This is a genomic window from Flavobacterium sp. HTF (genome assembly GCF_003105115.1).
GTDB lineage: Bacteria > Bacteroidota > Bacteroidia > Flavobacteriales > Flavobacteriaceae > Flavobacterium.
This window is the reverse complement of the sequence record NZ_QETH01000005.1, coordinates 67147-86352: the sequence shown is the minus strand read 5'-3', so window position 1 is coordinate 86352 and position 19206 is coordinate 67147. Positions and strand designations below refer to the sequence as shown.

At 35.6% G+C, this 19206-nt stretch carries 13 protein-coding genes; 5 read left to right on the top strand and 8 right to left on the bottom strand.

What is annotated here, in order from left to right; all coding sequences use genetic code 11:
• Positions 1 to 11 precede the first annotated feature (11 nt).
• Positions 12 to 1592 (bottom strand): FAD-dependent oxidoreductase, encoded by a 1581-nt coding sequence (locus tag DCO46_RS02630; RefSeq protein ID WP_116751044.1) that lies wholly within the window; start codon positions 1590 to 1592, stop codon positions 12 to 14.
• A gap of 241 nt (positions 1593 to 1833) precedes the next feature.
• Here DCO46_RS02630 and DCO46_RS02625 point away from each other — a divergent pair, with 241 nt between their 5' ends.
• Positions 1834 to 2181 (top strand): hypothetical protein, encoded by a 348-nt coding sequence (locus tag DCO46_RS02625; RefSeq protein WP_116751043.1) that lies wholly within the window; start codon positions 1834 to 1836, stop codon positions 2179 to 2181.
• 73 nt (positions 2182 to 2254) lie between these two features.
• On the opposite strand, the gene DCO46_RS02620 is transcribed toward DCO46_RS02625, so the two are convergent.
• The 5 genes from DCO46_RS02620 to DCO46_RS02600 form a co-directional block, all read right to left on the bottom strand.
• A complete protein-coding gene (locus tag DCO46_RS02620; RefSeq protein WP_116751042.1) occupies positions 2255 to 3685 on the bottom strand; it encodes a glycosyltransferase family 2 protein in 1431 nt (476 codons plus the stop codon).
• Positions 3686 to 3697: 12 nt separating this feature from the next.
• Positions 3698 to 4519: a hypothetical protein gene (locus DCO46_RS02615; protein ID WP_116751041.1), complete on the bottom strand. Its 822-nt coding sequence runs from the start codon at positions 4517 to 4519 to the stop codon at positions 3698 to 3700.
• Between the two features lie 2 nt (positions 4520 to 4521).
• The gene (locus DCO46_RS02610) at positions 4522 to 5736 is read right to left on the bottom strand and encodes a YaiO family outer membrane beta-barrel protein (RefSeq protein WP_116751040.1); all 1215 of its coding nucleotides are present in this window, start codon (positions 5734 to 5736) and stop codon (positions 4522 to 4524) included.
• Positions 5737 to 6102, bottom strand: a complete 366-nt coding sequence (locus tag DCO46_RS02605) for a response regulator transcription factor (RefSeq protein WP_116751039.1) — start codon at positions 6100 to 6102, stop codon at positions 5737 to 5739.
• A 69-nt stretch (positions 6103 to 6171) separates the two neighbouring features.
• Entirely contained in the window at positions 6172 to 8154 is a 1983-nt protein-coding gene (locus DCO46_RS02600) for a GAF domain-containing hybrid sensor histidine kinase/response regulator (protein ID WP_116751038.1), read from the bottom strand.
• Positions 8155 to 8403: 249 nt separating this feature from the next.
• Between DCO46_RS02600 and DCO46_RS02595 the strand changes: the two genes are divergently transcribed.
• The 4 genes from DCO46_RS02595 (at position 8404) to DCO46_RS02580 (ending at position 14242) form a co-directional block, all read left to right on the top strand.
• The gene (locus tag DCO46_RS02595) at positions 8404 to 9909 is read left to right on the top strand and encodes a DEAD/DEAH box helicase (protein ID WP_116751037.1); all 1506 of its coding nucleotides are present in this window, start codon (positions 8404 to 8406) and stop codon (positions 9907 to 9909) included.
• 300 nt (positions 9910 to 10209) lie between these two features.
• Positions 10210 to 12390: an HAD-IIB family hydrolase gene (locus DCO46_RS02590; protein ID WP_116751036.1), complete on the top strand. Its 2181-nt coding sequence runs from the start codon at positions 10210 to 10212 to the stop codon at positions 12388 to 12390.
• A gap of 6 nt (positions 12391 to 12396) precedes the next feature.
• Positions 12397 to 13908 (top strand): glycosyl hydrolase family 32, encoded by a 1512-nt coding sequence (locus tag DCO46_RS02585; RefSeq protein ID WP_116751035.1) that lies wholly within the window; start codon positions 12397 to 12399, stop codon positions 13906 to 13908.
• Between the two features lie 142 nt (positions 13909 to 14050).
• Entirely contained in the window at positions 14051 to 14242 is a 192-nt protein-coding gene (locus DCO46_RS02580; protein ID WP_116751034.1) for a cold-shock protein, read from the top strand.
• Positions 14243 to 14362: 120 nt separating this feature from the next.
• Here DCO46_RS02580 and DCO46_RS02575 read toward each other — a convergent pair whose 3' ends face one another.
• On the bottom strand, positions 14363 to 16786 hold the full coding sequence (locus DCO46_RS02575) for an ABC transporter permease (protein WP_116751033.1): 2424 nt from the start codon (positions 16784 to 16786) through the stop codon (positions 14363 to 14365).
• Between the two features lies 1 nt (position 16787).
• Positions 16788 to 19205: an ABC transporter permease gene (locus DCO46_RS02570; protein ID WP_116751032.1), complete on the bottom strand. Its 2418-nt coding sequence runs from the start codon at positions 19203 to 19205 to the stop codon at positions 16788 to 16790.
• Position 19206: the final 1 nt, after the last annotated feature.

Sequence of the window (19206 nt, the reverse complement as noted above, 5' to 3'; positions counted from 1 at the left end):
ATTTGTTTTAATTATTTAATATGAATTTTGGCTAAATCTGTTTTTGCCGGTCCGTTTACAACAGTTCCGTCGTTGGCAAATCGTGAGCCATGACACGGACAGTCAAAAGATTTTTCATCCGGATTCCATTTTACAATGCATCCCAAATGCGGACAGATGGCAGAAAAAGCACTTAACGAATTATCATAATCACGGTAAACTGCAATTTTTCTAAGCCCGGATGAAAGTACTCCGCCTTCGCCAGCAGGCAAATCTGCAGTGTTTTGTAAATTCTGAGACCCAATCCAGTCCAAATATTGAGAAGCCATATTTCCGGCTTCTTTTAAGAAATCGCCAGTTGCATTCAAAGTAATTCGGGAAGGGCTGTAGATTTCTTCCCATTTGTTTTTAACACCTGTTATCATGTCACTGATAATCATAGCACCAATGGTCGCATGGGTCATTCCGTTTCCTGAGTCACCCGTAATAATATAAATATTGTCATCACCCGGATTTTTCCCCATAAATCCAAGACAATCTACAGGTTCCATAACCTGACCAGACCATCTGTATGAGATTTCGTCAAGTTGCGGAAAATAGTTACGGGTCCATGCTTCCAGTTTATCGTATCTGCTGGATTCAGAAATTTCTTCTTCATCTGCCTGCCCAGTTTTATGGTCTTCACCGCCGGAAATCAGAAGGTCATATTTGTCATCAAAATTTTCAAGGCGAACATAATGATAAGGCTGAGAAACCCATTTTGACTCCATATCTCCGGAATCCCACCAAAGTGAATAAGGTAGTGACCCTTTCGGAATTTTACCGGCAATGACATAGGTTCTGTAAGCATGCTGCTTAGTGTGCATCGTAAGTACATCATTAACTGGCGTATTGGTAGCCACAACAATATGCTGAGCTAAGAAATCAAAACCGTTAACTTTAGCTCCTTTTTTTGAAATATTTTCGGCATGAGCTTCTGTATAAATTATACCACCCAAAGAAACAATTGCATCTGCTAAACCTTTCATATAGCGAAGAATATGAAACTGTGCCTGATTGCTAAATTCGAGACTTCGCATATTTTCACCTCCGGCTGTAAAGGGAGTATTATTTAAAAGATTCGTTTGCAGACCAGCTTTCAAAGTAGCCGTATATTCTTTATCCAAATTTTCTTCTTTGTCTGTAGGATGCAGAAACAAATAACCATTTAGTCTTTTAAAAGAACAATCGATATTAAGCGTGGTAACATTTTTTTCAATTTCGTCGATTGCAGCACTGTGGCTTTCTGCTGCAAGTTTTGCCGCTTTTTCACCCAGCATATTTTCAATATAATAATACCTGTCATCAAGAGCGCTGGCAAGATGTGCGGTGGTTCTTCCTGTTTCGCCGCTGGCAATAAAGCCATCTTCTGCAACAACCACTTTTTTACCTTTTTGTAACAAATTATAAGCAGTAGAAAGACCTGCGATTCCACCGCCTATTATCAGAACTTCTGTTTCTATATTCTTATCGGGTTTTTGATAAGCTAAAATTGAGGAGGAATCTATCCAAAAAGAAACATTATCTCCGGAAGTTATGGCTCCGCTATTTAATTCATTATGTAAATTATCCATAAAGCATTTTTTTATGTTGATGTAATAATAAAAGGATCATTAAACTTTTCTTTCAAAGCTAATAATCAACAAAATAAATGGCTTACATGTTTAGTTTTTAATATTATAGCATTGCCAGTTGTACGATATTTCCAGATTTTTAGAGCAGGAAAAATTCTATAATAATCAATTGCAATGATGTAAAAAATATACTACAGCATATTCTACATTTGAAAAACAACAACATTTAAAAAATATTAATATGAAATCACTAATTAATAAAATGGTTATAATTATGATTATTATGACAGGAGTTTTGTTTTCCTGCAAAAATAATCAGGACGGTTACAGCGATGAACTAAATACAAACATTAACCCGTCTGATAGTTTAAATGCCGTGTCAGATACTACAAATGCTGTAAATAGTAATGGAGCAGTGACCAATGATACCGGCACAATTGATACCAATGCAAAAAGTTCTGACACAAGTTCCGGCGGGCCGGGACCAAGCCCAAAAGATGGTGCCGCTTATACAAACTACAGCGAAGCCCAGAACGATACCAGTTATACCAATAAGAAGAAAATTAAAAAGACTGATACCAGAAAATAGATTCGTCTCTCTTATATAAATTGCAAATGCGTTTATCTGATTTCAGGAAACGCATTTGCATATTTTTTTATAATTATTTTTTAGTGAAACCTTTCCTGGTCATTTCGCCCCAGCCTTTGGTTCCCATTATCTTTTCTTTATAGCCTAACAGAGCAGCATATACTGCTAAAGGATGAAAATATACAGGCTCAATAAAAGCAGCCAGTAAAAGCTTAAAAAAATCGACTTGTTTGGGATATTTGTGAAAAGTCCTTTCTTCGCTATATAAAGCGATTACGGAGAACAAAATCGCAAAAAAGTATACAAACATCAAAAGCAGTAAAAAGAAATGCCAGTTAAGTAACCCAAAGGCAAAAAACAGGATTGTAATGATAAGGCCCAAAGCTTCTATACCGGGAGCCAGGAATTCAAATAATATCCAATAAGGTATGCTAAGCATTCCGAGCAGTTTGTATCGGGGATTAAGAAACATTCTTTTGTGCATACTTAAAGTTTCTATTGTTCCTCTCATCCAGCGGCTGCGTTGCTTTTTGAATATTTTGGAATCTTCCGGTGCTTCTGTCCAGCAAAGCGGATCGGGTATGTAATTGACAGTGTAAGGTAGTTTGTTTTCAAGCATATAACGGCGCATTCTTACCACAAGTTCCATATCTTCACCCACTGTTTTTGTACTGTAACCGCCGGCCAGCAAAGCAATTTCTTTGTCAAAAGCGCCAAACGCACCACTGATAAGCAGCAGTCCGTCGAGTCTGCCCCAGGCCATTCTTCCCAAAAGAAACGCTCTTAAATATTCTAAAACCTGAATTCTCGGCAGCATGACATCAGGTATGTTTACTTCGACAAGACGGCCATTTTTTATAATGCACTGATTTGCAATCCGTACTACGCCACCAGTCGCAATAATGCGTTTTCCGTGTGATTCTAAAAAGGGTTTAGCAAGTTTAAGTAAAGAATCCTTATCAAGAATACAATCTACATCAATACATACTACATATGGATTCTGTGCAATGTTCAGTCCCACATTTAAGGCATCGGCTTTGCCGCCATTTTCCTTGTCTACGACAATAAGTTTTTTGTAGGCAGCATTTCTTGACGTATAGATGCCTCTGATTTTTTTTGTTTCAATTTTTGAATGAATGCTTAAATCCGTCAGGACAAGATCATAAGTGCTGGTCAGGATTTCCATCGAATTATCTTTACTGCCGTCATTCACTACGATCACTTCATAATTGTTGTAATTTAATGAAAGCAAAGATTTTACATTTTCCTGAATAGTAAAACCTTCATTGTATGCAGGTGCAATTAGCGAGAGTTTGGGAGCAAATTCACTTGTAAGAAGTACATTGTAATCTACAAAACTATTTTTTTTGAGGTATTCCCTAAGTTCTTTTGTAGAAAGATAGGCCAATATAAGATAAGACGACATAATCAATATCGCATAACCCAGAATAAGGAGAAGATATAAATCGAAGAAGACAGTTATTTCAGTATTAAAAAAAGTCATTTTTTATATCGTTTAACTGTTAAAAGACTGAAGCACATTTTGAGCTTCATATTGTATTAAACTATTGGGAGCCCTGGCAGCTAATTCTGCTACATAAGGCACTTTTTGCGAAAGCTTTAATTCTTTAATAAGCTTTAGTCCAAGTGTTATGACAGTTGTATTTTGTGATTCCAGTAAAAGTTCGACACCTTTTGTATCCCCAATATCATGTTTTTTAAATGCATTTATAATGTTAATCTGAGTCCAGTCATCGATAGGATAGGGATGCCCGGTCAGATGTACGATTCCTTTTGTTCCTGCCAGTTTTATGCAGGCATTCAGGGCCGTAATTTTCAGTGTTTTATTTCTTCCTTTTGAGACGTTTAATATACTTTCAAAAGCTTCCGTAACATTCATTTCTGCAAGTTCGGTAATGCCTTTGCATTTTACTTCCCATTTTAGGTTTTTCAGCTTTTTAAGGGATTTATTGATCAATCCGGATTCCTTATAAAATTCTTCCAGTTTTCTTGCATAAACGCCTTCATAGTTTTTATGAAGATCAATAATTGATTCCGTTAAAACGGCCCTGAAAAACGGTTTCTGATGTAAAACGGCATAGTCCTTATCTTCTTTAATTTCAGAAAAAGAAAGATCCTGAAAAATCATCGAAAACATTAATCTTTCAATAATTACAGTATATCCGGCACTAAGCCTTTCTTTTTTAATTTTTTTATTACGGCTTCTGATAATCAGTAAGTACAGAACAAATGACACTACAATAAAGATATCTATTGAAGTGGTTAGAAAAGGCTCTACCCAAATTTTGCTTTTATAAAGTTCCCAAAGCTCTGTCATAATTAAAAACGTTTGGTAATAATTATCTGGGCATTTAGTTTATGACGGTATTCATCAGGAATATATTCTTCATATTCATAAAGCAGGATTGGCCTGATAAAAAAAGAATTGCCAATGCGTTGCTGATACTGAATTCCGGCTCTGTACGCTTTTAGCGGAGCAACAAAGTTGTTATACAGGTATAGATAAGGTACATTTCCATACTGAAGCTCTAACCGGATCAGGTTTTCTTTTTCATCATTTGTTTTCTGAACGCTTAAAAGATGTGAAAATAAGTCGTTTGAAGTGTCATAATAAGGTCTGTAGGCAAGGGTATATTCTCCCGTACGATACGCCAATTGTCCGGTCAGCAATGTGACATCGTCAGTTTCAAAATGAAGATATCGGAATCCCAGGGAGTAATCAAATCTTTTTTGTGGGGTAAAATAATACTCTGCACCGGCTTTGGCAACAGGAAATACTGTTTCACCAGTTGACAGTCCGGCATTTACATACAGATAATCCCTTTTTTTAAAAGTTTGATAATAATCGGCTTCAAATAACATCTGTGTATCATTATACACATGTCCTACGTTGGCACGGCCCACTATGGAAGATTTGGTAAATTTATGTGCATATTCTACATATCCATAATGAAATGGTGATTGCCCGGGATCATATGTTGACACGTTCAGATAAGAAACAGCCACAGCATTTTTTGCCTTTCGCCCGATTAACGTGCGTAGTGACGAAATTTTCTGGGAACTATTGTCTGCCGCATATACTTTTTCTATAAGTTCAGAAGCCTCTTTATCACGATTCAGTTCTGTGAGACAATTTATTTTAATCAGCAGGACATCAGAAGAGTTGGGATCGGTTGTTAGGTATTTGTCACAATAAAGAATACATTTTTCAAATTGTTCAGACCAGTAATAAGTATTGATAATGGCCAGTAATGCATCCGGGTTTGCATTAGGTCTGTCTGCCAAAGGACTGAGTATTTCTAATGCTTTATTGTACTCTTTTTTCCAGCTGTAGATTCTTCCGGCGAAAATTTGTATATCCTCATCCTGAGGGAATTTTTCACGCAATGGAGCAATTAGAGAAAGAGCATTATCATAATGTCCGTTTTCGGCTTCCGTTTTAGCCTTTTTCATAATTGCATCTACATCAGTTTCCTGTGCTGATACAGCAGATGAAATAAATAAAAACACGAGTGAATAATATATAAATTTCATCTAAAAGCGGGTATTTAATAATTTATTGATTCTGACCAAAAGCACAGCCGGACTTACAGGTTTGGCAATAAACTCATTAGCCCCTATATCGAAGCAATCCAGCTCGGTCTGTTCTACGCCCGAAGAAGTAAATATAATAATCGGAATATCAGACCCAAGGCTTTTTCGGATATATTGCGTAATTTCCATTCCGCTCACACCAGGCATATTTATATCTGTCAGGATCAGGTTATAACTATTGTTTTCAATAGCATTCATTGCGTCCTTTCCGTCAGCAAACTGATCAACGGTAAATCCTTTAGATTCTAAGAAGAAAGATAGTGATCTTCTTAAGATATCATTATCTTCAGCTAAAACTATTCTCATTTTTTAATTCTTTTTGGCAAACTAAATTTGCAATTTCAGGAGGCGGTTAAAAGCTATATTTCTGTTTTATCACACTTCCTTTAAATTTTTAACTACTTCAATGATTCCGCAATGTAGTATGTCTAAGCTATTTACTGTTTCTGAGGTAAAGTGCCCGCTACCGGCTTCTTCTTCAATAACAGACAAACATTTACTAAGATCTTTGAGCATAAACATATCCAGGCTGGATCTCATTTTATGAGCCATTTTCCATACAGTATCGGTATCGTTATTTTTGAAAGCTTCGTCAAGCTGACCCATTTCGATTGGAATTTTTTCTATAAACAGACCAATCATCTCTTTCATGAAATTAGCGTCTCCAGAGGACATTTCTTCCAGAAAAGAAAGATCTATTTCTCTTTTTTCAGGTTGCTTTTTATCTTTTGTCATCACTATTTTTATAGCTTGCAAAAGCGCAGACTGCTTAAAGGGTTTTGGTACATAACCATCCATTCCCACATTATAACAGCGTTCCTGTTCGCCCACAAGTGAGTGTGCCGTCATGGCGATAATCGGGATGGCTGACTTCATCTCGTTTCGGATATACTCTGTAGTCTGGTAGCCGTCTTTAACCGGCATCTGCAGATCCATGAGTACCAAATCATATTCATTTTTAGACAATAGTTCTATTCCTGCTTCACCATTATCTGCAATATCCAGGTCAAAACCAAAATTAGTAATGACACTTTTTACCAGTTTTTGGTTTAATATATTATCTTCACAAAGCAGTATTTTGAGTTTTCCAAGACTGTCTTTTTTTATAGGCTGAGCTGCTTTTTCTGTACGGTCTGCTTTTTTATAGGAAAGAACAAAGAAAAACTCAGATCCGTGTCCTTCCTGACTTTTAACATGAATTTCTGCGTTGTGCAGCTCTACCAGCTGCTTGACAATATTAAGGCCAAGACCTGTGCCGCCAAACCTGCGTGTGGTACTGTCCTCGGCTTGCGTAAAGCGTTCAAAAATAGTTTTAAGCTTATTTTTTTTAATCCCTATTCCTGTATCTTTTACTGTGAATTTTAACGAGTAGGTATCAGCGGTTTCTTCTGTCTTTTTTACCGAAACCGTAACTTCACCTTCTTCTGTAAACTTCAGTGCATTTCCGGCAAGATTAACCAGAATCTGGTTTAATCTTCCCTGGTCACCAATTACTGTTTCGGGCATATCGGCATCAAGGAAAAGATTGAATTCTACATTTTTAGGCACTTTTACTTTTAATAAATTATAAACATGCTTAAGTGTCTTTTTTAGATTAAAAGGCTGCGCATCAATAGTAAGATTGCCGGAATCCATTTTAGAAAGATCCAGAATATCGTTCACAATCAAAAGCAGGTTTTCTCCTGCTATTTGCACACTGTCGATATAATCACGCTGTGCAGGATCCAGTTGCGTTTGTGTCAGCAGATCCGTAAATCCGATAATAGCGTTCAGGGGTGTACGAATTTCGTGGCTCATATTGGCCAGGAAACTGTCTTTTGCCAGTACAGCACGTTCTGCAATTTTTTTCTGTGCATCAAGTTCAATATGCTTAGTTCCAAGCTCTAATTGATTCATCACGTGTTTTGCCACAATCGAAAGGGCATTTCGCTGGTTATCATTCAGTTCTTTGGTAACATGATCTATAGCGCATAATGTTCCAATATTATGTCCGTCCGGTGTCCTGAGCGGAATACCTGCGTAGAATCGCACCTTGAAACCACCGGTAACATTAGGGTCATCTTTAAATGTATCGTTTAAATGGGTATCCGGAATTTCAATCATTTTGGAGTCCATAATGGTATACTTGCAAAATGAGATTTCTCTCGGAACCTCTGAAACGCCAATCCCAATTTCGGACTTAAACCACTGCCTGCTTTCATCTATAAACGAAATATGGGCAATGGGTACACCACATATATACGAAACTAGTTTTGTAGCATCATCAAAAGCATGTTCCGGTAATGTATCCAGAATGTTATAGCGTTTTAATGCCGCAAGGCGTTCAGATTCGTTGTGTGGTATTGGGAAATTATTCATGGGATTAAATCGTATGATATAAATTTAGGCAATTCATATAGAATGTGCAAAGATAAATATTACTAACGCAAACTCCCGGACTTATTGCATTTTTTAATTGTTTTTGAGCTTAATTATGCCTTTTTAATAATATAACATTGACAGGAAATCATATAATTTAATGATAACTGCCGGCTGTACTTTTATAAAAAAATTGAGGAGTATTAAATACCAATAATCCTTTGACCCTAATTTCTAAACATTAAAAAAATGGAAACCCTCACCAAACCTGGAGCATCATTCTACAGTTATCAGCAAAAGGATATTGAATCAGTTTTTGAAATTATACAAAATAAAGAGACCCAAAATCTCTTATATCAATTGCCAACGGGAGGAGGAAAAACAGTTATTTTCTCAGAAATTGCCAGAAGATATATGGAAGAATATGGTAAAACAGCGATGATTCTGACCCATCGTATGGAACTATGTATACAAACCTCTGCAACCCTGAAAAAATTAGGGATAAAGAACCGAAAAATTAACAGCGGGAGCGGAAATTTTAAGGCTGACTGCAGTTGCTACGTGGCAATGGTAGAGACACTTCGAAACAGAATCAAATCAAAGAAAATAAAAACAAATGATGTAGGTCTTGTCATTATTGATGAAGCACATCATAACTCGTTTCGTAAATTGTTGTCATACTTTAAAGGTGCATTTGTGATTGGCGTAACAGCAACACCTTTTAGCTCAGATACTTCAAAACCAATGAAACGTTACTACGATACTCTTATCACAGGAGAAAATATTGCCACACTGATTGAGGAAGGCTTTTTGGCAAAACCAAAATCCTACGTTTATGAAGTAGAACTTAATTCGCTTAAAACGGGTCTCCACGGTGATTATACAGTAGGTTCTTCGAATGAGCTTTACGGAACTCCGGCAATGCTGGATTTACTTTTAAAAGCCCACCAGGAAACCGCAAATAAAAAAAAGACGCTTATTTTTAATAATGGTATTGTAGTTTCCAGACAGGTAGAAGAATTTTTTTCAGCTGCCGGTATTTCCATCAGGCATCTGGACAATAAAACACCTGAAGATGAGCGCAACGAAATACTGAAATGGTTTAAAAAAACAAAAGGTGCAGTATTGACTTCAGTTTCAATACTTACGACAGGTTTTGATGAACCTTCCGTACAGCATATAATCCTAAATAGAGCTACGACTTCGATTACGCTTTACCATCAGATGATTGGACGCGGATCCCGCAGACTGCCTTCTAAGAAAACGTTTGGCATTACAGATCTTGGAAATAATATTGAGCGGTTTGGTGAATGGCAGGAAACAGTCGACTGGAAATTTGCTTTTGACAATCCCGATGAATTTGCCAGAAAGTTGTCTTTTCATTCCAGCGGAAATTCATCTGTACAATCTCACGCTTTGTCGGCTGAAATAAGAGCGAAGTTTCCTAAAACATTAGAAATGACTTTTGATATTGAAGGATATTACCAGGAAGCTATAGACAGGGATAAAAAACCTAAAACGGTGATACAGCAATCTATCAGACAGCAGGCTAAAATGTGCCTTGACAATGCAGAATCTCTCAGTGAAGCTGTTGCACTTGCAGAAGTGCTAACGCCTGAAACCGAATGGCGCGTTAAACAATATGTAAAGTGTCTGGAAAATGCCAGTAAAAATTACAAGGAATGGCTGTTGGAAGATTATCAAAACCGTCTTAAAGGGCTGATCATTAAGTTATATCCAAAACTTAAAACATAGACTTTTAATTGCATTTTAATACAGATTTTCTATTGAAAGAAATTGTTTTATGTTAAAGAAAATAGACTTTAAGAACAATTTAGGCAGATATAAAAAAGAATTATCGTATATTTAAAAAACAACACTATTGTATCGTTTCTGATTTTTAAGAAGTACAATACTATAAAACTATAAATTATGCCTGTGCTGTCAGTATATAACTGAAGTCTCGCCAGGCACAAATCCAAAAAAAATCATGCAAAAAAATGAGAACTCATAAAAGAGTAACATGAGTATGATTTGTAATTACAAAAATAATAAATGATGAAAAAATTACGAATTTCACTAATTAATATACACGGACTTTTAAAAGGTTCCGGTCTTGAAATAGGACGGGATGCCGATAACGGGGGCCAAACCAAATATGTTTACGAATTAGCAGAATTTTTATCACAACACAAAGATGTAGAACACGTTCATTTATTTACAAGATTAATTGATGATCCGGCACTTTCTCCTGAATATGCTGTTCCGGTTGAAGTTATTAATGATAAATTAGACATACGACGAATCCCTTTTCTTGGAAAAAAATACAAATCAAAAGAGCAGTTGTGGGAAGGGCTTGATATTTTTGTAGATGGCGTTATAAAGCACATAAAATCGTATAATATCTATCCCGACTGGATTCATTCGCATTATGGAGATGCCGGCTATGCTGCGGCAGAATTATCTTCAATTTTAAATATTCCTTTTGCACACACCGGGCATTCGCTTGGTATTTATAAAAAGAAAAAACTGCTCGAAAGCGGACAATCAGAAGAAGAACTTGAAAAAAAGTTTAAATTTAAAGCGAGGATTGCTGCCGAAGAAAAAACACTGGAACTTTCTGAATTTATTGTCACTTCTACAGAACAGGAAATCGAAACCTACAAAGTGTACAAAAACTTTGAATTAGCAAAATATCATGCGATTTCTCCCGGTATCGATACCAGAAAATTTGTTCCTTATTACCAAAACGAACCGGATGGTGATAAACAGATGGAGGAAACCCAAAGAAAATACTGGGTATCCGAAACAATTTCTAAATTTCTGACCAATCCGCATAAGCCTTTTATCCTGGCACTTTCGAGACCCGATCGCCATAAAAACCTTAATACTTTAATCGAAGTTTATGGTAAAGACAAAGAGCTTCAGAGCATTGCCAATCTGGTTATTTTTGCCGGTATCCGAAAAGATATCCAGAAGATGCCTGAATCTGAAAAAAATGTTTTGACAGATTTGCTGCTGCTTATGGACAAATATGATTTGTACGGAAAAATGGCGATTCCAAAAAAACATGATGTAGAAAATGAGGTTTCGATTATTTACCGTTATGCAGCAGAAAAACGAGGCGTATTTGTCAATCTGGCCCTGCACGAAAATTTCGGACTGACTGTTATAGAATCTGCAAGTTCGGGACTTCCGGTTGTGGTGACTAAAAATGGCGGACCGTCTGAAATTATCCCAACCTGCCAGAACGGGGAACTGGTGAATCCGCAGGATGAAACCCAGATCAAAAAAGCCCTGCTCAATATCCTGACCGATGAGAATAAGTGGAAATACTATTCGAATAACGGTGCGATCAATATTCAGAAACATTACAGTTGGCTAAGCCATGTAAATCAATATGTAGAAGCGGTAAATGAGAATTTATCTCTTTCTTCCGGCGCCGGAATCAAAAAACAACATTATGCCAATATCAACATTGATCGCTTAAAAAGAAAGATCGATCATTTACTGGTTTCAGATATTGACGGAACGCTGATTGAACCTAAATTAAACAATCCCGGTCTGGAAGAGCTAAAATCGCATTTGACCAACCGTACCGAAAAAATGGCTTTTGCCATGGCTTCGGGACGAAATCTCAGGCTTGTCAAAAAAATCATAGACGAAGAAAAATTTCCATTGCCTGATTTTATCATTTGCTCTGTGGGTACCGAAATTTATTATACCAACGGAACTGATTATATTTTAGACAAAGGCTGGGCTAAATTTCTCGCCGGCCGATGGAAAAGAGAGGATGTCGTAAACCGTTTAAAAACAATAAAATGGATTAAACTTCAGGAAGAAGAAGCACAAAATCCGTTTAAAATATCCTATTATTATGAAAAGGAACATTACAATCACGAACAGCTAATCAGGGCATTGGGAACCGGATGGTACAAAATAAATATCATTCCGAGTCATGGTCAGTATTTAGACATTATTCCAAAAAGGGCTTCCAAGGGAAATGCCATTAAATTTCTTTGCCGTAAGTGGGCAATCCCTTTATATAATGTGATTGCAGCAGGAGATTCAGGAAATGATATTGATATGTTCAGAGGTCCTGTAAAAGGGATTATTGTTGGGAACCGAAGTGCGGAATTAGCCAATTATGAAACGACAAAAAGTATTTATGTGGCCAAAAGTTCGGCTTCTGAAGGTATTTTAGAAGGCTTAAAACATTATAAAATCATAAAATAAGTAAAGATGTATTCAAGTTCAGGATTTAGCAATTGGGAAATAGGAGACGTTGATATATTTATAGATGAAGACGGAATTCACCATTTATTTCATTTAATAATTCCCAATCACGATTACATTGCGCATGCAATTTCCAAAGACGGACTTTCGTGGAAAAGAGTTAAAAATGCGCTTTGGGTAGGTGAACCCGGCGAATGGGATGATGATATGTTGTGGACCATGCACGTCAGTAAAATAGCTGAAGGTGAAGGCTACGAAATGTATTATACCGGACTTAAACGTCAGGATAAAGGAATTGAGCAAAAAGTAGGACGTGCAGTTTCCAAAGATTTGATTCATTGGACCAAAGAAAATAAATACGGAATGCCTTTTAAAAGTGAGGCCCCACATTATGAAAGTAATACGAATAACCCCAGGGAATGGATTAGTTTCAGAGATCCGTTTAAATACCGATACGAAGGAGAAGATTATTTGCTGATTTGCGCCCGAAGTGCTTCCGGTCCAACTTACAGAAGAGGTTGTATAGGAGTCGCAAAAAGAGAAGAGGAGGGATTTGTGTTGCAAAAACCTTTGCATATTCCGTATGTGTATGACGATGTAGAATGTCCGTGTGTGGTCGAAATTAAAGGAACGCATTATCTTTTGGGATCAATCCGTGAAGATGTAAAAGTCCGTTACTGGTCTGCACCGGAATTCAAAGGAGAGTATTGTGCCTTTCATAATAATGTTTTGCTCCCGCAGGGAAATTATGCTGCGCGTGTAGTAAAAGACGGCAATCATTTTCTGGTATATAATTTTTATTTTGCAGATGGCAATGTCAATACACATCGCGTAATTCCGCCGCCAAAAGAACTGGATATCGATCACAGCGGAAGGCTTTTATTAAAGAGCTATTATTTTTGGGAAAGGCTGTATCAAAAAACAATTTTTCAAAAAGATCTTCCTCAGCCATCGCCAGTCCTCGGAAATCCTACCGCAGATTTTTTGATGGAAAATGAAAGCAAATGGAGATTTGGCTGCAGAAGCGGTTACGAAATTTACTGTTTTGAAAAACCTTCAAACGATTTTGTCTGGGAAGGTACTTTGGCAGTAGAAGGAATGGGAAAAACTGGATTTGTAATTGAATGCGATAAGGAAGGAACAGCCTATTATATTTCTATAGATTTTGTAAATGGTTTTGTGCAGTTCAGAGCCTGGGGATTTAATGATAAGGACGTAAAAAATAATTTTATCTTCGAAAATATCCAAACCAATCAATTTGAAATACAGGAAAACAGGCAGATTTATTTTAAGATTATCCGTTACGGAAATTATTATGAACTTTCGATCAATGATGTTGTAAAACTGACATTACTGGACTTTAAGTACAGTGAAGGAAAAATAGGAATTTATGTTTGCTCGGCCGTCATATCGGTAAGTGATTCTAAAATTCATGTTATTCCTGAACCTGAAAATGAATATGCCGCTTCTGACCCTGATAAATACCAAAAAGATTACAGCAGGATAGTGCAGATATAGAAAACAGATGGGGTATAATTAATCCTTATAATATGTTGTAGTCAAAATCTTGTAAAAAATATTGTATAATTATTTCTTTTGTAAGTATTTGTATTTTAAAATATACTACCTTTAGAAAAATAAATATTTAAAAGATATAAAAATGCAAGAAGGTACAGTGAAATTCTTCAATGAAGAAAAAGGTTTTGGATTTATTACACCTAGTAACGGCGGAAGTGAAATTTTTGTTCATGCTTCAGGTCTTACTGATAATGTTCGTGAAAACGATGCAGTACGTTACGACGTGGCTGAAGGTCGTAAGGGGCCAAACGCAATAAACGTAGTTTTAGCTTAACATCCTATCATACAGTTTATTAAAGCACCTCTTGAAGGTGTTTTTTTATACTCAGAAAAAGCCCAATTCAGAATATGAATTGAGCTTTTTTTTTGTCCTGATTCCAAAGAATCGAGGGGTTTATTCGTATTTTAAGTATTTCAAAACATCTACTTTTGTTGCCTGATAAGCGCGGGAGAGCACAATAAGTAAGGTTAGGAAAATCAAAGCGACAAAACCAACAAGGAACGGATAAACAGAAATATCTATTCTGAATGCAAAATTCTCCAGCCATTTTGTCAATAAATAATAAACAGGGAAAAGGGCTGTTAAGAAACCAATTACGCAGTATAAAATATATTGCTTTGATAATTCTTTTAATAAAACATTCGTTTCTGCGCCCAGTGTTTTTCTGATCGCAATTTCTTTCATTCGTCTTTGTATCGAATAAGAAGCCAGCGCAAACAAACCAAAAAGAGCAATAAGGATGACGATAATATTAAGCAGCGAAAAAAGATTTTTTTGCTTTATGTATCCTTCGTAGGTTCGCGCATATTGCTTATCTACAAAGTCGTATTTAAAAGGATATTCTTTGTCAACATTTGCTGTCCAGAATTTCTGAATGTCTGCGATTGTATTTTCAATGTTTTGCGGTTTTAGTTTTACATATACGACATTCATATTTTCAGCCATATGCAGGGTTTCTATATGATAAAAAGTCATTGGCGGAACTTTGACTTCCGGGCTTAGTAAGTTGAAATCTTTTACGATTCCGACAATTTTCAGCTTTTGATTTCTAATCAGGATTTCTTCTCCAATCGGATTTTTCATATTCATCAGCTTTGCAGCGGTCTCATTTATCAGCACCGAATTTATCGTATCAGAAGCAAGTTTTTTATCGAGTCCTCTGCCTTTTACAATCTTCACTTTCAACATTTCAAGCAGTCCGAAATCTATTCCGATATGTTTTGCTTTAAAAAGCACATCGTGATATAAAAGCGGTGATAATGAGTTGTCTGCTCCGTCAAAAGACACAAGTCCCGTTGAAACGTTTTCGACTCCTTCAATTTTGCTTAATTCCTGCTTTATTGTATTGTACTTATTGAAAATGTTTTTATCAATATTTTCTCCCTCGTAATCAGAAGGAAGAAGATTTAAGTCTACGGCAATCAGTTGATTTCCCTTAAAACCAAGATCTTTATCGTTCAGGTATTTTACCTGCTGATATACAATGTTTGAGCCAATAATAAAGAATGCTGCAACAGCAAACTGAAAAATCAGCATTCCGTTGCGAAGCCAAATTCCGTTTTTGCTTCTTGCAAAATTGCCTTTCAGAACCTTTAATGTTTCAAAATTAGAAACATAAACCGCCGGAAATATCCCTGCAGCCAAAATGGTAATGACAAAAATTAAAATGATTTGCAAATAAAACTGGCCTCCAATAATCATCAAATTCTTGTTTAAGAAATTATTGTAATACGGCAAAGTCAATTCTACAATTACCAAAGCCAAAAAGATTGAAAACAGACTAATTAGTGTAGTTTCAAATATAAACTGAAATATAATATTGCTTTTTGATGCACCGATAATTTTGCGAACGCCAACTTCTTTAGCCCGTTTTATGGCATTGGCTGTGGCGAGATTTATATAGTTGACTATTGATAAAATGAGAATCAAAACCGATAGTCCCGCCATAATCAGCAAAAACTGATAATTGCCACGGCCTTCAGGATAACCATCTGTAATGGACTGCAATCTGGCTTTTGAAAGCGGCTCCATAAAAACACTAAAACGCCCCACTTTTTTGGTCATTTCTTCAGGAGTAAAACCGGCTTGTTTTGCCTCGTTTACGATGATTTCATCATAATATGCTTTTTCGAGCATCTTTCGGGTCAGTTCCACTTTTGACGGATCTTTTACTTTCAAAAGTATTTTTAAAGCAAACAGACTTCGGCTTTTAGTCGGATCAACAAGATCTTTCATTCGGTTTACTATAACATGCGGAGCAATCGAAGAATTACCCGGAATGTGATAAACTGCCCTGACTACAAACAAATTATCAAGACAATTAATTTGTTTGCCAATTGGGTTTTCATTTCCAAAAACGCGATTTGCAACCTCTTCAGAAATTGCAATACTTGTTCCGTCTTTTAAGGCACCGCTGCCATTTCCCTGAGTAATTTTAAAAGGAAAGAGGGAAAAGAAATCAGTTTCGACATTGATTATTTTATCAACGAATTCTTTCTTTCCTTTATAAATGATTTTACTTTTTTGATACCAGTTGTCGGCAAAAACAATATTTTCGACATTTGAATCTTTTTCTAAATAGGCTTTTAACCGCACTGAATGGTCGGTGCTAACCGGCATATCAGTTAATTGAACCAATACCTGATAAACCGAATCTTTTTCAGGATTCCAGGCATTGTAACTTTGTTCGTCGTTCCAATAAAGTAATGCAAATATTAATCCTGCAATTCCTATTGATAATCCTAAAACATTTAAAGCCGAAAAGAGCTTGTTGTTTTTTAAGTGATAGATAAATATGTTAGTCCAGTTTTTTAGCATTTTACTCGTATTTTAAATGTTTTAAAATGTCCACTTTTGTTACCTGATACGCTTTTGCCAAAACGATTGTCAGTGTCAGGAGTAACAAAGACACAAAGGCAATTAAGAATGGAAAAATGGTTATATCAATTCGGAAAACGAAATTGGTGAGCCATTTTTGTAATAATAAATAAGCAGGAATAATTCCGATTAGAAAACCAATTACGCAGTAAACGACATATTGCTTAGTGAGTTCTTTTAATAATGCATTTGTTTCGGCACCGAGCGTTTTTCTGATTGCAATTTCTTTTAATCTTCTTTGAATGGAATAGGATGCCAATGCAAACAAACCAAACAAAGCAATAAGAATTACTACAATATTCAGGAGTGAAAACAAATTCTTTTGCTTTACATAAGATTCATATGTTCGGGCGTATTCCTTATCTACAAAATCATATTTAAAGGGATATTCCGTATCCACTTTCGACCATAATTTTTCTATATCTTCAATGGTATTTCCTGAATCATCAAGTTTTAATTTTATAAAAACCTTGTTGATGTTATGTGCCATTGCTAAGGTTTTTAAATGATAGAATGAAATAGGAGGCACTTTCAGTTCCGGACTTAATAAATTAAAATCCTGAACAATACCAATGATTTTTAATTTTTGATCTCGTATTACTAATTCTGCCCCAATCGGATTCTTAATATTCATCAACTTTAAAGCACTTTCGTTTATAATCACCGAATTGATAGTGTCTGAAGCTATTTTTCTGTCAAAATTTCTTCCTTTTACAATTTTGATATTCAACATTTCAAACATGCCATAATCTAATGCGATTGTTCTTTCTTTAAAAAGCTCATCTTTATAAAGCACAGGACTAATAAAATTGTCAGAACCATCAAAAGCAATAAGACCGGTCGAAATTTCTTCAACGCCTTTAATTTTACTTAATTGATCTTTTATAACACTGTATTTGCTGTAGATGTTTTTTTCTGTATTTTTTCCTTCATATTCTGAAGAAGGAAAGTTTAATGCTACAGAAATTACCTGATTTCCTTTAAAACCAAGATCTTTGTTTTGTAGATACTGAATTTGTTCATAAACAATATAAGATCCGATTATAAAAAAAGCTGCAATTGCAAATTGAAAAATGAGCATCCCGTTTCGCAGCCAGATTCCGTTTTTACTTCTTCCAAAATTTCCTTTCAAAACTTTTAAAGTTTCAAAATTCGCTACATAAACTGCAGGAAATAGTCCGGCTGTAAATACAGTGATTATAAAAATTAAAAGCAATTGCCAGTAAAATTGATTTCCAGGAAGTATGAGATCTTTGTTTAAGAAATTATTGTAATAAGGCAAAGTCATTTCTACGATTACTAATGCCAGTAAAATTGAAAAAGAAGTGGTTAGAATAGTTTCAAAAATAAATTGACAGATAATATTTCTCTTAGAAGCCCCGGTAATTTTACGTATCCCAACTTCCTTGGCTCGTTTTACTGCATTTGCGGTAGCGAGATTGATGTAATTAATAATTGATAAAATGAGAATCAAAATTGATAAACCCATCATGATTACTAAAAATTGATAATTGCCTCTGCCTTCAGGATAACCATCTGTTATAGAATGCAATCGGGCTTGCGAAAGCGGTTCTATTACGACATTAAAATAACCTACTTTCTTTCCCATGTCCTCAAACGTAAAGCCTTCTTCTTTTGCTAAACGTTTAATGAAATCATAGTTATAGATCCGTTCCAGTTTTTTTCTTGTAATTTCAAGTTTTGATGGATCTTTAACTTTTAGTAATAATTTAAAAACAAACGGATTTATTATCGTGGAATTTACGAGTTGATCCATTTTATTAATTATAACATTTGGCGCAATGGATGAGTTTCCCGGAACCCGATAAACTGCCCGAACAGAAAATAGTTGATTAAAACATTTAATTTGCTTCCCAATCGGATTTTCATTGCCGAACACTCTTTTTGCAATATTCTCTGAAATCGCAATACCAGAATCGTCTTTAATTGACGAAATTGCATTTCCCTTTATGATTTCAAAAGGAAAAAAGGAAAAAAAGTTATGTTGTACATTAATGATTTTATCTACAAATTCTGTCTTTCCTTTGTAAATAATTTTATTTTTTTGATACCAATCGTCCCCATACATTATGGTTTCAATATTTGGATCTGCATCAAGGTCTGGTTTTAAAAATAAGGCACAACTTGACCAGGAAGTCATATCTTTCAATTGCACTAAAACTTGATATACCTTGTCTTTTTCAGGATTCCAGGCATTGTAACTTTGTTCGTCGTTCCAATATAGCAATGCGAAAATTAAACCTGAAATCCCAATTGATAATCCTAAAACGTTAAGTGCAGCAAATAATTTATTATTCCTGAGTTGGTAAATAAATATATTGATCCAGTTTTTTAGCATT

What these genes read in the sequence shown, in the direction of transcription:
- DCO46_RS02580 (WP_116751034.1), top strand. Translation starts at nt 14,051, where the DNA reads ATGCAAGAAGGTACAGTGAAATTCTTCAATGAAGAAAAAGGTTTTGGA.
- DCO46_RS02625 (WP_116751043.1), top strand. Translation starts at nt 1,834, where the DNA reads ATGAAATCACTAATTAATAAAATGGTTATAATTATGATTATTATGACA.
- DCO46_RS02610 (WP_116751040.1), bottom strand. Translation starts at nt 5,736, where the DNA reads ATGAAATTTATATATTATTCACTCGTGTTTTTATTTATTTCATCTGCT.
- DCO46_RS02575 (WP_116751033.1), bottom strand. Translation starts at nt 16,786, where the DNA reads ATGCTAAAAAACTGGACTAACATATTTATCTATCACTTAAAAAACAAC.
- DCO46_RS02605 (WP_116751039.1), bottom strand. Translation starts at nt 6,102, where the DNA reads ATGAGAATAGTTTTAGCTGAAGATAATGATATCTTAAGAAGATCACTA.
- DCO46_RS02570 (WP_116751032.1), bottom strand. Translation starts at nt 19,205, where the DNA reads ATGCTAAAAAACTGGATCAATATATTTATTTACCAACTCAGGAATAAT.
- DCO46_RS02620 (WP_116751042.1), bottom strand. Translation starts at nt 3,685, where the DNA reads ATGACTTTTTTTAATACTGAAATAACTGTCTTCTTCGATTTATATCTT.
- DCO46_RS02590 (WP_116751036.1), top strand. Translation starts at nt 10,210, where the DNA reads ATGATGAAAAAATTACGAATTTCACTAATTAATATACACGGACTTTTA.
- DCO46_RS02615 (WP_116751041.1), bottom strand. Translation starts at nt 4,519, where the DNA reads ATGACAGAGCTTTGGGAACTTTATAAAAGCAAAATTTGGGTAGAGCCT.
- DCO46_RS02595 (WP_116751037.1), top strand. Translation starts at nt 8,404, where the DNA reads ATGGAAACCCTCACCAAACCTGGAGCATCATTCTACAGTTATCAGCAA.
- DCO46_RS02600 (WP_116751038.1), bottom strand. Translation starts at nt 8,154, where the DNA reads ATGAATAATTTCCCAATACCACACAACGAATCTGAACGCCTTGCGGCA.
- DCO46_RS02630 (WP_116751044.1), bottom strand. Translation starts at nt 1,592, where the DNA reads ATGGATAATTTACATAATGAATTAAATAGCGGAGCCATAACTTCCGGA.
- DCO46_RS02585 (WP_116751035.1), top strand. Translation starts at nt 12,397, where the DNA reads ATGTATTCAAGTTCAGGATTTAGCAATTGGGAAATAGGAGACGTTGAT.